Raw genomic sequence first — 14,610 nt, 5'->3', positions numbered from 1 at the left:
AAATTCCATAAGCGAATGATTTTTAACAGAAAACATACTTATATTTCTATTTTTTTTGTAGGGACAATGGCATTCGGACAGGTTAATCGACCGAATGCCACTCCTTACACGACTGAAGGTACATTTGAAAAATTCAAGAAGAAATATCCATTTGTCACTTCCATCGAACGGGCAGTTCCGCAAAATATCAAAATAGATAAAGATGTTGAATATGCAAATATCAATGGACTTTCGTTAAAAGCAGATATTTATTATCCTTCAGATAAATCAAAAAAATATCCGGGAATTGCAATGGTTCACGGCGGCGGCTGGATTTCGGGAAGCAAGGAAAATGAGAAATTCATGGCGATGGAACTAGCCTCAAAAGGTTATGTTGTGATCGCTATCGGTTATCGATTGGCTGATGTAGCAAAATATCCCGCCGGAGTTGAAGATATTGAAACCGGAATTGAATGGTTAAAGAAAAATCATCAAAAATATTCTTTAAACAAAAAGAAAATGGTGGTTTTAGGTGAATCTGCAGGTGCGCAGATTGCAACTTTGGTCGGTGTAAAGAAAAAGAATAAAATTCAGGCTATCGTGAATGTCGATGGCGTTGTTTCTTTTGTTCATGAAGAGTCCGGGAAAGAAGGAACGTACGATGCTTATTGGCTGGGTTATCAGCAAAAAGACAATCCGAAAATCTGGAAGGAAGCTTCACCTCTTGAATATGTTGATAAAAACACACCTCCTACCCTTTTCATCAACAGTTCGCAACCAAGATTTCATGCAGGTAGAGACGATATGATGAAAAAATTAAAGAGTTATAATATTCCAACTGAGTTTCATGAAATTAAAGATACGCCACACTCATTCTGGTCAGCTGAACCTTGGTTTACAGAAACATTGAATTTAACAGTTGATTTTTTAGATAAAGTTTTAAAATAAGTTTTATGAAAAAATTATTTTTGATTCTCTTTATTTCGATAGCAAATTTTATGTTTGCAGGTAATGATCCTTATATTAAAATTACGGTTGCCAAAGACGGAAGCGGAGATTTTACATCGATTCAGAAGGCGATTAATTCCATAAGAGATTTGGGACCAGCGGAAGCATTGGTTTTTATTAAATCCGGAACATATAATGAAAAAGTAGTTATTTCGTCTTCAAAACATAAAATCACGTTAGAAGGCGAAAATAAAGACAATACCATCATTACCAACAATGATTTTTCAGGGAAATTGGATTCGTCTAACGAAAAAATGACGACCTTCAATTCCTATACTTTACTGGTGATGGGCGATGATGTTAAAATCAGTAATCTGACTATTCAAAATTCTTCATGTAACGAAGGACAGGCAGTTTCTCTCCATGTGGAAGGCGACCGTTTTGTGATCAAAAACTCAAATATTTTGGGTTGTCAGGATACCGTTTATGCAGCGACCAACCACAGCAGACAATATTTTGAAAACTGTTATATTGAAGGAACAACAGATTTCATTTTCGGGCAGGCAACGGTTGTTTTTAAGAATTGTACGATTAAAAGTTTGGCCGATTCTTACATCACTGCAGCAGCAACGGAACCCGACAGACAATATGGTTTTATCTTTTTCGACTGTAAATTAGTTGCCAAAGAAGGCATTACCAAAGTATATTTAGGAAGACCGTGGCGACCTTTCGCAAAAACAGTTTTCATCAATACTGAAATGGGAAAACACATTCTCCCGGAAGGCTGGAATCCTTGGAAAGGTGATAAAATGTTCCCTGATAAAGAAAAAACAGTTTATTATGCAGAATTCGGAAGCAAAGGTGATGGCGGAAATACCTCAAAACGGGTAAGCTGGTCACATCAATTGGTCAAAAAAGATTTAAAGAATTACACATTAGAAAAGATTTTTAATAATTGGAATCCAAATAAATAATGAAATAAATTTTAAAATGAAAAAGATACTTTTAATAATAAGCATTACAATTTCCACTTTATTCCTTGCTCAACAAAAACCTACACTTTTCTTAATCGGTGATTCCACCATGGCAAACAAGGAAAATCCAGATAAAAATCCGGAACATGGCTGGGGACAAGTCTTGGCACAATTTTTCACAACGGGAATTGAAATTCAGAATCATGCGATGAACGGAAGAAGCTCAAAAAGTTTCAGAACAGAAGGAAGATGGGACAAAGTAGAAAAACAACTGAAAAAAGGAGATTTTGTGATTATCCAGTTTGGTCATAACGATCAGAAGTTCAAAGATTCCACGAAATTCACCAATCCTTATACACAATATAGAGCCAATCTGGAAAGATATGTGAATGAAGCCAGAGCAAAAGGGGCAACACCAATTCTGATGACTTCCATTACCAGAAGAAATTTCAATGAAAACGGAGTATTAATAGATACTCACAAAGAATATCCGTTGGTGGTAAGAATGGTTGCCAATGATATGAAAGTTCCGTTTGTGGATATGCAGTTATTAACTGAACAACTTGAAATTGCTTACGGTCCGGAAAAATCAAAACTACTACATTTACATTTTAAAGCAGGCGAAAATGCGTATTATGATAAAGATAAAGCAGATGATACCCATTTATCAAAATTGGGAGCAGAATCTGTTGCAAAATTGGCGGTAAAATCTTTGAAGCCTCTGAAAACAGGGTTGGAGAAATATATTAAATAAGTTTTAACGCAATTTTTTCATTCTGACTAAGAAGGAATTTCAATTTATAAGAATAGATTCTTCACTATACTTCATTTCGTTCAGAATGACAATATGCATAAATGTAGCGTAAAAAATTCAAAATCAAATAAAAATGAATTTCAAAAAAGAACCATTCTTTGATGGTAATTCCGAATGGGAAGATTTAGGAAGCGGAGTTTCCAGACAATTTGTAGGGTACAATTCTCAGGTAATGATGGTAATTGTGAAGTTTGAAAAAGATGCCGTTGGCGCATTACACCAGCATTTCCATTCTCAGATCACTTACGTTGCAGAAGGGAAATTTGAAGTTACTGTTGACGGAGAAACCAAAGTTTTACAAAAAGGCGACGGATTTTTTACCCAACCCAATATTTTCCATGGTGTAAAATGTTTGGAAGCAGGGCAGTTGATTGATGCCTTTACTCCTTTCCGAGAGGATTTCTTAAAAGATTAAATTTTAAAATATTAAACCTCACAGATTACAAAAGCCTGTGAGGTTTTTTAATAATATGTTTTTTGACATTAAAAATTAAAACATGAAAAAAACAGTTTTCATAGTACTTACTTTCCTATTCATTCAATTTTCCGCACAGGAAAAACTCATGTTTTGGCCAAAAGGTGAAATGCCCAATTCCAAAATTTTGACATCGAAAACCAAGAAGAAAAAGGAACTCGCAGAATTAAAAGAACCTGAACTTTTTGTTTTTTTGCCTCCAATGAAAGAAAGAAAGCAAATGTCGGTGATTATTATTCCCGGGGGCGGATATTCTAAACTGACGTACGATGAAGGTGCTTTTCAAATTGCGAAATGGATGAATACGCAAGGAATTTCCGCTTTTGTGTTAAACTACAGATTGCCAACCTCATCAGATTTAGTTCAGAGAGAAATTGCTCCATTACAGGATATTCAGGCTTCTATTAAATATATTCGTAAAAATGCTACTCAATGGGGAATTTCGCCCAATCTTGTAGGCGTAGTTGGAACTTCAGCCGGTGGGCATTTAGCAACAAGTGTAAGCAATATTACCACAGATTATACCCAATTAAAAGACGATTGGGAAAGTATTTCAACCATTCCCGACTTTGCCGTTTTATTTTGTCCGGTTATTGATTTCGGTGAATTTGCCCACAAGGGAAGTCGGGACAGCTTGCTTGGAGAAAACGCTTCAGCAGAAAAAATCAAGGAATATTCTATGCAAAACAGAGTGACCCCAAAAACACCGCCAACGATTTTATTTCATAATCAGGATGACACGGCAGTTCCACCGATGAACAGTATGTTATATTTCAAAGCAATGACACAAAATAAAGTAAAAGGAGCTTTATTTATTTTTCCTGAAGGCGGTCACCGTTTTTCAATTACCAATAAAAGTGAATTGACTGAAAACTGGAAAAAATTATGCTCAGACTGGCTTAAAACGATAAGTAATAAATAATTGGTAATGAGTAATACATTTTTAGCAATGAAAAAATTCATCTTAATTTTCAGCATTTTTATCGGAATACAATTATTCGCTCAACAGAAAATTACCGTTTGGCCAAAAGGTGAAATGCCCAATTCTAAAGGGTTAAAATTAAATATCCTTGAAGAAAAAGAAGGCAGAATTACCCAAATTCAGGAAGCTGAGCTGTTTGCTTTTTTACCGGCAAAAGAAGAGCGAAAGCCTATGGCTGTAATCATCATTCCTGGTGGAGGTTATCATCATTTAACCTATGATCTGGGGGGATATTCTTATGCAAAATGGTTGAATACATTGGGGATCTCAGCTTTTGTTTTGAATTATCGTTTACCGACTTCTCTAGATTTAAAGCAAAGAGAAATCGGACCGTTGCAGGATATTCAGGCTGCCATAAAATTAATCAGGAAAAATGCTTCCCAATATGGAATTTCACCCGACCAGATCGGAGTGTTGGGAACTTCAGCAGGCGGACATTTAGCGGCGATGGCAAGCAATATTTCTAAAGATTATACAGAATTAAAAGGTGATTTGTCTGCTATCTCCACAATTCCTAATTTTGCAATACTCGTTTCTCCAGTAATTGATCTTGGAGAATTTGCCCACAAAGGAAGTCGGGATAATTTGTTGGGTGAAAATGCATCAGCAGAAAAAATTAAAGAATATTCTATGCAGAATCGGGTAACGGAAAAAACGCCGCCAACCATTTTATTCCATGCACAGAATGATCCTGCAGTTCCTGTAATTAATAGCATGATGTATTACGAAGCGATGATTAAAAATAAAGTAAAAGGTGCTCTATTTATTTTTCCTGAAGGCGAACATAACATTGGAATTTCCAATAAATCTGAATTAACAGACCATTGGAAAGAAGTTTGCAGCGATTGGTTGAAAACCATCAGCAAGAAGTAATTGCTCCATGTAATTACTTGAAGTTTTTATAAAATTTAAAGTAATATGCTTAAAATTATTCAACATAAAATTTTGTTACTGGCTTGCGGAATATTAGTTTCTGTTTCGCTACAGGCTCAAAAAAATTTAAAATTAACCTACGATAAACCAGCAGAAAACTGGAACGAAGCACTTCCCATCGGAAACGGAAGATTAGGAGCTATGGTTTTTGGAGGAGTTGCTCAGGAACATCTTCAACTTAATGAAGAAACAATCTGGGCAGGTGAACCGGGAAATAATGTCCCTAAAAATACATTCGACAGTATTCAGAAGATCAGGAAACTCCTGAATGCCGATAAATTTGAGGAAGCACAAAATCTTTCCAACAAAACCTATCCGAGACAAGCCCCTAAAGATCTGAATTATGGAATGCCGTATCAGACCATGGGAGATTTGTTTCTGGATTTTAAAGGTCATGAAAATTTTAAAAATTACAGCAGAACATTAGATATTGATAAAGCAGTAAGCACCGTTTCTTATAAAGTAAAAGGGGTGACTTACAAACGTGAAATTTTCTCTTCTTTTGTGGATAATGTGGTTATCATCAGACTAACTTCCAGTAAAAACGGAAGCCTTAATTTTTCTATCAGTGCTTCTACTCCACACAAAATACAGTCTGTTTTCACGCAGAGTAATCAGCTGATCATCAATGGAACAAGTGGTTCTGTTGATAATAAAATTGGAAAAATTAAATTCAAGACCGTAGCTGTGCCTGTGATAAGAGGGGGGAAAATAAGCTCAACAAAAAATAAAATCAACATTTCCGGATCAAATGAAGTGATACTGTATGTTTCTATTGCTACCAATTTCAAGAAATATGATGATCTTTCGGGAAATCCTCATGCAAAAGTTACGGAATATTTAAATAATGCTATAAAGAAAAAATATCAGGATGAGTTAAAAGCTCATATTGAAAAATATCAGACCTATTTTAAGCGTGTCAGTTTAGATTTAGGAACTACCGAACAGTCGAAAAAAACAACCGACATCAGAATTAAAGAATTCGGAACTTCAAGCGATCCTGATTTGGTGGCTTTATATTTCCAGTTTGGCCGTTATCTTTTGATTTCGTCTTCACAACAGGGAACGCAGCCTGCCAATCTCCAGGGAATCTGGAATTATCAGCTGAATCCCGCTTGGGACAGCAAATACACGGTGAACATTAATACAGAAATGAATTATTGGCCGGCGGAAAATACCAACCTCAGCGAAATGCACGAGCCTTTGTTTGACATGATTGAGGATTTATCGGTGACCGGACAGGAATCTGCCAGAGAAATGTACCACGCAAGAGGCTGGAATATGCATCACAATACCGATTTGTGGAGAATTACCGGAATCGTAGACGGTGGTTTCTACGGAATGTGGCCGATGGGTGGTGCGTGGCTGACTCAGCATCTTTGGAATCACTATTTGTACACCGGAGATAAAGAATTTTTAAAGAAATATTATAACGCTTTAAAAGGAGTTGCATTATTTTATGTAGATACTCTTCAGCCGGAGCCGTCAGGAAATTATCTGGTTGTTTCCCCTTCGATGTCACCGGAAAACACCTATTTAAAAGGTATCGGAATTACTGCAGGAACGACAATGGATAATCAATTGGTTTTTGATGTGTTTAATAATTTCATTAATGCTTCAAAAATTCTCAATGAAGATCAGGAATTGTCTGATGAGGTAAAAACTGCTTTAGACCAACTTCCGCCAATGCAGATCGGGCAACATGCACAATTGCAGGAATGGCTGACAGATATGGATAAAACAACCGATCAACACAGACATATTTCTCATTTGTACGGATTGTTTCCTGCCGGTCAGATTTCGCCGTTTAGAAATCCTGATTTAACGGAAGCTGCAAAAAACTCTATGACGTACAGAGGTGATAAATCAACAGGTTGGTCGATGGGCTGGAAAGTGAACTGGTGGGCAAGATTACTGGATGGAAACCGTGCTTTTAAATTAATTTCAGATCAATTAACGCCTGCTCCGATGGAAACGCAAGGTCAGTCCGGAGGAACTTATCCTAATCTTCTGGATGCACATCCACCGTTTCAGATTGATGGAAATTTCGGATGTACATCGGGAATCGCAGAAATGTTACTGCAAAGTTATGATGGTTATATTTACATTTTGCCGGCACTTCCTGATGCTTTACTCAATGGTTCTGTTACAGGACTGAAAGCAAGAGGAGGTTTTGAAATTGATATGGATTGGGAAGATTCTAAACTGACAAAATTAGTCATAAAATCTACTTTGGGAGGCAACGCAAGAATCAGAATTGCAAAAGATATTCAATTTAAATCTAATCCAGAATTAGCGGAGGCAAACGGAGAAAATCCTAACGAATATTATCAGGTGAATTCCATTAAAACTCCACTTATTTCTGAAAAAGCAGAATTGAAAGGTTATGCCGTTCCCGAAACCAAAATTTTTGATTTTGAAACGAAAGCAGGTAAATCATACTCTTTTAAAGTGAAATAAATTTATTTCGGCATAAAAATTAATCTCCCGCAGATTTTATAGATTACGCAGAAGTTCTGTCAAGTTTATAAAATCTTTGGGAGATTTTTTATTTAAACTTTAAGCGAATATATTATTTTATGCATAATATAAAATGTAACCGATTGAATCAAATAAATATTCAACATTATAATTATATAAATATTAATACCTCAACATATAAAACAAATCAATACAAATTATATAATTTTGATCATGTTAATCAAAAATTATATTCTACTATGAAATTAAAAATCAAATCTGCCTTATTTGCAGCAGTTTTAACTTCTTCTTTTGCATTGATCAGCTGCGGTCAGGATGACATGAAAACAGACCTAACCGAAAGCCAAAATCAGGGTAAAAGTAACTCTCTTGCTTCCAAGACTGTGGTACCTTTGGCTAATTGCGTTGCTCCAGGCTGGGCTTCACAAAACGGAGGAACCACCGGAGGCGGAACAGCTGCTGAAACAACTGTCACAACGTATGCTCAATTAAAATCAGCGATTGAAAATACGGCTGTAAAAGTTATTAAGGTTACAGGAACAATTACCATCACGACTCGTTTATCTCTTCAGGATCAAACCGGAAAAACAATTTACGGGACAAGCGGTGCAAAATTAGTTTCAACAAATCAGACGAAAGACGGTTCCGGAATTATCAACATTAAAAGATGTAACAATATTGTGGTAAGAAACCTGATTTTTGAAGGACCGGGAGCTTATGATACAGACGGTTGGGACAATGCGATTCTGGATGATTGTAGAAATGTCTGGATTGATCATTGTGAATTCAGAGACGGTGTAGACGGAAATTTTGACATCAAGAATAAATCTGATTTTGTTACGGTTTCTTACACTAAATTCCATTATTTGAAACCGGCAAAAGCTGGAGGTTCTGGTGGAACTGATGACCACAGATTCTCAAACCTTATCGGCTCAAGCGACGGTGCAACAGCTGATGCAGGAAAACTGAATGTAACGTTTGTTCGTTGCTGGTGGGCACCTGGATGCAAAGAGCGCATGCCAAGAGTGAGATTCGGAAAAATCCATATTTTGAATAGCTATTTCAACAGTCCTGTAAGCAACAAATGTATTGCAGCAGGCGTTCAGGCGAATATTCGTGTAGATGGAAATGTATTTGAAAATGTGAATGAACCGATTAACTTAATGAGTGGTTACACTGCAGTTACAGTGACTTCAAACAACACATTTACCAATGTTACCGGAAACAAAGTAGGAAGTGGTACAGCATTTACTCCGCCTTACACTATCCCTACTCTTTCTTTATCTTCTGTAAAATCTGATGTGACATCAAATGCAGGAGCTACCTTAACGGGGAATATCTGTAATTCATTATAATTAAATCTTATAAAGCAAGAAAGACTGAGAAATTCTCAGTCTTTTTTCTTGAAAATAAAGTTTCACTACATTACCTAACAATTTGTGAATCTGAAATAATCTATTGATCAGAAATTTTATTTTTTTCCAGCCATTTTGGATATTCTTTGTTGATTAACTTATCCGCAAAATCTCCGTACCAGCTGTATCCGTTCCTTCTTTCTTCAGAAACTTCGTAATAGTTGTATTTCACGCTTCCGTCACGATCTCCAAACAGAGGTTTATTCGTGACAATATCATAAAATCTTGCCCAGATTACAGAATTTTTATCTTCTGCCAGCACTCTTACTGTTTTTCCGTTTTGCTTAGCCACATTGTAGCTATAACCTTCAATATCATTTGCTTTAAACCATTTTATTGCTGATTTAACCGATTTCTCAATTTCCGGAGTTACGGGTTGTAACATTAAAAACCTTACAATTCCCACGGATTCTGCAGTAGCTAAAGAAATCGGTTCAAAAGCTCTTGCTTTATCGGGCTGAAGGGTAATTTCATTATACTGATCTCCCCAAATCGATGGCACTCCTTTTTGCAGGACTTGAGTTTTCAAAATACATTCAATACCTTTTTGTACGGCAATTTTTGATTTTTCTTTCAGTTTGGAGTCAACAACATCAAAATCATTCTTTCCTTCTGCCACATTGTACAAAACTGTCATCGCATTAATCATTGCATTATCATTGTACGTCACTTGTTTTCGGTATAATCCTTTATTCGGATAGTATTGAGGAAATCCACCGTTTTTATACTGCATTAGCAAAAGATAGCTGATTCCTTTCTCCGCAGATTTTAGGTATTCAGGATTTTTTGTGGTTGAATAGGCTTTTATTAAACCATTGATTTCTCTTGAAGTTGCATTATTATCAATCGTTGCATGATCATCACCTGTTGCTTTTATTTTTCTCAGAAGATCTTTATCGATCGGCAGATTGTAATTTACCACAGATTTATCTTCAAGCTGTTTTCCCCAACCACCGTTCGGAAGCTGATATTGCAACATCTTTTCAGCCAGAGTATCCTTTACCTGAGCCGAAAAATTAATGGCAATGAGCCCGAATGCGAGCGTGTATATTTTAAAATTCATATCTTCAATAATCTATTTAAATTCTACTTCTAAAGGGCTGGCGACAATTTTAGCCTGCTTTTCCAACATTTTTTCCCAATCATCCTGATTTTGAATCTGGCCGCTTTTCTGCCAGGCAAATCCTGCATAATACGTGAGCTTTTTCTGAGGTCGGGTAATAATGAGCAAATTGCTCTGATCCGGAGTTTCTGTTCTGTGGGAAATTGATTTTTGAACAATATTAGGATTTACCACCACTCCTTCTCCAACAAAAGCATCATCAATTTTCTCCCAATGAAGATAATATCCCTGTCTGTCATTGATTTTTGAAAGCCCTTCGTTTTTGTGAAGACTAATTCCGATCGTATAGTTTGGAACAGGTTTTTCAGACTCAAAAGTAGATTCGAATCTGGAAAAATTAGAACCAATATCCAATGAAATAATTTTTGTTTCTTTTACTTTATAATCACTCCACGGAAAATAGGTTAGTTCGAAAACAGTTCTCAGAGGACCTTCGGAAATTGTTCTTGAAGCGATAAAATTCTTTGAAACCTGCAGCTTGTCATTCACCCAGATTCCGATTCCTCCCGTTCCGCGACTGTCTCCAACGTAATAAGGATCGTAACCTTCGCCTCTTGTATCTTTGTGGTAATACATCGGATCGGTCAAATATCCTTTGTACCATTTGTTAATAATCAGTCGATCTGTACTTTTAAACCAAATATCGACACCACTGGAAAGCGTGCTTCCCTTTATTCCCTGCTCAGCTTCTTTCTGACCTTTTGGACCGTACACTCTGAACGCTACTTTATCATTTTCCCAGGCATAGTCATCTACCCTTTCAGGAACTAATCTTGAATACGTGGAAACTTTAGGTGTAGGAACCGGAGTTTTTCCGTCTGCGAACATGGTATATATATTGGTAGTCTTCGCATCAATAATTGTCTGAAATAACAACTCATCATTCTTCCCGTCATTATCATAATCGATCCACTGAATTGGCACTAACTTTCCGCTTTTATTTTTTATTCTGATATCGGCTTCTTTGGTTTTACCTAAAAACTTCTTCAGTTTATCAATTGGAATTGAAACAATCTCACTTCTTGAAAAATCCAGTGCATTTTTCACCTCAAAAGTCTTTTGAGCAGATAGATTATTCGCATTTGCGCAACCGATTACGCAAATTAGAGTTAAGACCGATTTTTTAACTGTTAACATAATTTATTTTGTTGAGTTAATTTACCAAAAGTAAAGATAAATCGCTGAACACAAACCATTATTGTCCTTAAAAGTTTCTTAAAAATCAGAATATCATAAATCATTCACCAAAGAAAAATTCATCTGATTGAAATAATTACGAAAAAAAATCAAATAAAAACGCCTGCATTTCTGCAAGCGCTCACTCTATCTTCTTCAATACATCAATCATACATTCACTTCATATTCATTTTTTGTCTTTGTTTTTTCTTACACTGATTAAGATTTTCCGAAGATTTTGCTAACAACTAAAACTCAAATTCACCAATCAGAATTCCTTCTTCATTCCGATTGCTATTTTCTTTTTGGTTTTGAAAAACCACCACTTTTCTTTCCTGTTTTCCGGTAGCATAATTAATGTAAATCTCTGCCATAATTGCCGTTGGTCCTGCAACTCCCACCTGAGTTTCACCAAAGAAATTGGTTTTGATCTGATATTTTCCTTTGATTGCTTTTTTCAACAAAAACTGCTCAGGACCGAAGCCTCTTGTGAAGTCATTACTTAACCTTCCGCCGATGGCTGTTTCTTTGTGAGAATACATGCACTGTTCTTTATTAGGATCTATTACCCAAAGATCGATATCGGTATCATCTTTATTCCAGTTAATGACAACCCTTATGTTTACCGGAAAATCTGCTATAATTTTAGGATTGATATTTTTTAAATTTAATTGATTTCTGTATTTGCTGATCAGCTCGTTGATTTCCATAATAATTGTTTCCTCAATGCCACTGTCTCGATTTGCCAATTCTTTTGTGTATGATTGTGTCAAAACTTTATACAAATTATCCAAAGCCGACTGATATTGCTGATTATCTTCCAGTGCCAATGCATAATCACGATAACTTTGAGGATCAAATGGTCTCCATTCCAGCACTTTTGTACTTGCCCAAAGTTCTTTATCATAAACCTCAGCCTGTTTTAATTTATAGGCTAATAATTTATATAATTCTTCATTTTCAAGATCAAGATCTGCAATAGAACTTAACACTTTCAACCCCGCTTTTTTATCATTATTTTTAAACAATAACTGAGAAATATCGAAATAAAACTGCGGTAAATCCTGATAGTCTTTTCTATTTTTTAGATAAATTCCATATATCGCTTCCGAAGTTTTAGCCGAACTGAAAAGCTTCATATATTCAGCACTTGATTTTACATCAATTGTAAGAATGCGTCCGCTGTTGATATTTATCGATTCATCACTATCTTCTGTCCATCCTGAAATTCGTACTCCCGGAACCCTGCTCTGAAGAGCTTGAACTACATTATTAGATGCTATTGACATCTCCGATTTTGAAGACATTGCCCGTATGCTCATATCTCTCACTTCTCTTTCCTCCATAATTCTATTAGAACTTATGATGGCATTTGGCTCTCTTCTAATCCCCAAGGCTTCCGTAACAACAACTTCCTGAATATCAGAAACTCTTGCCGTATCAGTTCTTGAATAACCTCTTGTATAAGTGGGCTCTGGATACTTTTTGACTTTATTATTTTCAAAATCTTTATTCCACCATTTTTTTAGATTTTCAGTCATTGTTTCTGCATTTGTCATCAGATCTTTTACTCTTTCATCTTTCTGCTGCATTTTGCTTTTTACAATCTGATTAAACTCTGCCTGCAATTCTGAAGGCGGATTAATTTCATATCGCACATAATCTGCTACATTTTCCAATACCATCAAACTCATATTATTGCTCACCAACCCAAATTGTTTGCTTAAATCCTTGATCTCTTCTTTGTTTTTCTTTTCAAAAATTTCAAGTTCATTTAATTTTCTCTGTGCCCAGAATTTTGAAATATCCCAATCTTTTACAGACTGTTCGCTGGCGTTTAAAACCAATGTTTTTGTCTGTGTTACTTCATTTCCATATCCGAAGTTTGCTTTAACCGTCGTTTGTTTTCCTGATACAATTCCTGTCAATACAAAGTCCTGAGAAATCGTCTGTTTAATAGATGGATACACTTCTGATAACGAAGAATTTTGTTCTATTCCTAAGAATTTTAACGGCTGATATAATAATTTTCTAACTTCTTTTTTTGGATCATTTTCATTTAAATTTAAAAATTCACCACTTGTTTTATTGCTGATAAATTTCAGTTGATTAAAATTTACATTATTTGATGAAGAGATTGTGTAAACAGGCTGATTCCAATTTAATTTCAGATCTCCGAAAGAAGAAATTCCATCTGTAAAAAACAGAATTTCATCTTCTTTTATTGTCTTCAACTGTCCGAAATCTGTCCCGCCATCGTAGGTAATTTGGGACAAATATTCTTTCAGTTCGTTCCAATTTCCATTACTAATTTTAAAACTTTTCCCATCCTCAAATGTATTGTTAATGAAATATGCTTTTACCGTAAGATCTTTATTGGATTTAAAATATTCTTCAAGCAACATGAATTCTTTGGAATGATCCCTTTTCTGTCCGCTCAAAGAATTATCCCAGACAATGGCAATCTTATTGAGAAGTTTTTTTGCTCTTTCGGCAGAATTAATATCTAAACTTGCCAGAAAATAGGATGAATTATTCGACGCATTTTGCATCAAAACACTTTGGGATTTTTCATTCTGGGGAAAATTAATCCTTAAATTATTAGTAGGCTTATATTTTGTTTTATGAATTTCTGCCACCCAAACATTTCCGTTTTTAACAAAATCAAAACTTCCGTCGGGTTTTTCCTGTAATTGCGGAGAAATTGCATTCTGGAAAACTGTTGTTTTGATCGAAAATTCAGGAATTTCTTCAGAATAATTTAGTGGCAAAAAGTATTGATAATTGTTTTGTGTTTTTTTAAGTTCATAATTATAAGTCACCTGAATCGTTCTTTCGCCACCGTTGGCACTGATCGGATAAATGATTGTACGGAAATTATTTCCTTCCACTTTTTCTAAAATTCCGGGATCTACATTTCTTTTCTTAATCGACTCATAAACTTCTTTTGCTTTTTCCTTTTCTACCGGAACAGCATTTCGAAGTTTTCCGTTGATATCCAACGCATAACCACTGACATTTACGCCCTCAGGAAGCGGAAAAGTAACTCTTCCCTGTCTCAGTCTGTTCGAATTATTCTTAAAAACCATCGTCACAGTATTCGTAGAAATTGTACCCGTAATTTTGGTTTCAATATTGATTTTCTTTAACACAACTTCACCATTCCTACTGAAATTACCTTTGTTATCAGGAGTTTCCACAACCGGAATCTGCGCCAAATACAAAACAGGAAAGAACAGCAACAATTTGATATATACATTTTTCATAAGAGAATATTTAATATTTAACGTCTTCTTTTAATAAAGATGCA

At 35.5% G+C, this 14,610-nt stretch carries 12 protein-coding genes; 9 read left to right on the top strand and 3 right to left on the bottom strand.

Going from position 1 to position 14,610, the window contains the following annotated elements:
• Positions 1 to 15 precede the first annotated feature (15 nt).
• The 8 genes from ASG22_RS06670 to ASG22_RS06635 all read left to right on the top strand — a co-directional run bounded on the left by ASG22_RS06670 (position 16) and on the right by ASG22_RS06635 (position 8,941).
• Positions 16 to 927, top strand: a complete 912-nt coding sequence (locus ASG22_RS06670; protein ID WP_082504962.1) for an alpha/beta hydrolase — start codon at positions 16 to 18, stop codon at positions 925 to 927.
• 5 nt (positions 928 to 932) lie between these two features.
• Positions 933 to 1,901 (top strand): pectinesterase family protein, encoded by a 969-nt coding sequence (locus ASG22_RS06665; protein ID WP_055982380.1) that lies wholly within the window; start codon positions 933 to 935, stop codon positions 1,899 to 1,901.
• Positions 1,902 to 1,917: 16 nt separating this feature from the next.
• A complete protein-coding gene (locus ASG22_RS06660) occupies positions 1,918 to 2,655 on the top strand; it encodes a rhamnogalacturonan acetylesterase (RefSeq protein ID WP_055982378.1) in 738 nt (245 codons plus the stop codon).
• 133 nt (positions 2,656 to 2,788) lie between these two features.
• Positions 2,789 to 3,130, top strand: coding sequence for a cupin domain-containing protein (locus tag ASG22_RS06655; RefSeq protein WP_055982376.1), 342 nt, complete (start codon positions 2,789 to 2,791; stop codon positions 3,128 to 3,130).
• A gap of 82 nt (positions 3,131 to 3,212) precedes the next feature.
• Positions 3,213 to 4,112 (top strand): alpha/beta hydrolase, encoded by a 900-nt coding sequence (locus ASG22_RS06650; protein WP_055982375.1) that lies wholly within the window; start codon positions 3,213 to 3,215, stop codon positions 4,110 to 4,112.
• A 6-nt stretch (positions 4,113 to 4,118) separates the two neighbouring features.
• A complete protein-coding gene (locus ASG22_RS06645) occupies positions 4,119 to 5,045 on the top strand; it encodes an alpha/beta hydrolase (protein ID WP_082504961.1) in 927 nt (308 codons plus the stop codon).
• Positions 5,046 to 5,090: 45 nt separating this feature from the next.
• On the top strand, positions 5,091 to 7,565 hold the full coding sequence (locus ASG22_RS06640) for a glycosyl hydrolase family 95 catalytic domain-containing protein (RefSeq protein ID WP_055982372.1): 2,475 nt from the start codon (positions 5,091 to 5,093) through the stop codon (positions 7,563 to 7,565).
• Positions 7,566 to 7,825: 260 nt separating this feature from the next.
• A complete protein-coding gene (locus tag ASG22_RS06635; RefSeq protein WP_055982370.1) occupies positions 7,826 to 8,941 on the top strand; it encodes a polysaccharide lyase family 1 protein in 1,116 nt (371 codons plus the stop codon).
• Positions 8,942 to 9,041: 100 nt separating this feature from the next.
• On the opposite strand, the gene pelA is transcribed toward ASG22_RS06635, so the two are convergent.
• Together pelA and ASG22_RS06625 are read right to left on the bottom strand one after the other, a co-directional pair.
• On the bottom strand, positions 9,042 to 10,064 hold the full coding sequence (gene pelA / locus ASG22_RS06630; RefSeq protein ID WP_055982368.1) for a pectate lyase: 1,023 nt from the start codon (positions 10,062 to 10,064) through the stop codon (positions 9,042 to 9,044).
• A gap of 12 nt (positions 10,065 to 10,076) precedes the next feature.
• On the bottom strand, positions 10,077 to 11,261 hold the full coding sequence (locus ASG22_RS06625; RefSeq protein ID WP_055982366.1) for a DUF4861 family protein: 1,185 nt from the start codon (positions 11,259 to 11,261) through the stop codon (positions 10,077 to 10,079).
• A gap of 99 nt (positions 11,262 to 11,360) precedes the next feature.
• Between ASG22_RS06625 and ASG22_RS21635 the strand changes: the two genes are divergently transcribed.
• Positions 11,361 to 11,519 (top strand): helix-turn-helix domain-containing protein, encoded by a 159-nt coding sequence (locus tag ASG22_RS21635; protein WP_117590788.1) that lies wholly within the window; start codon positions 11,361 to 11,363, stop codon positions 11,517 to 11,519.
• Between the two features lie 29 nt (positions 11,520 to 11,548).
• On the opposite strand, the gene ASG22_RS06620 is transcribed toward ASG22_RS21635, so the two are convergent.
• Positions 11,549 to 14,566 (bottom strand): VIT domain-containing protein, encoded by a 3,018-nt coding sequence (locus tag ASG22_RS06620; protein WP_055982364.1) that lies wholly within the window; start codon positions 14,564 to 14,566, stop codon positions 11,549 to 11,551.
• Between the last annotated feature and the right edge of the window lie 44 nt (positions 14,567 to 14,610).

This window comes from Chryseobacterium sp. Leaf405 (genome assembly GCF_001425355.1).
Taxonomy (GTDB): Bacteria; Bacteroidota; Bacteroidia; order Flavobacteriales; family Weeksellaceae; genus Chryseobacterium.
Note: the sequence above shows the minus strand (reverse complement) of the source record. Positions and strands in the feature narration are given on the sequence as shown.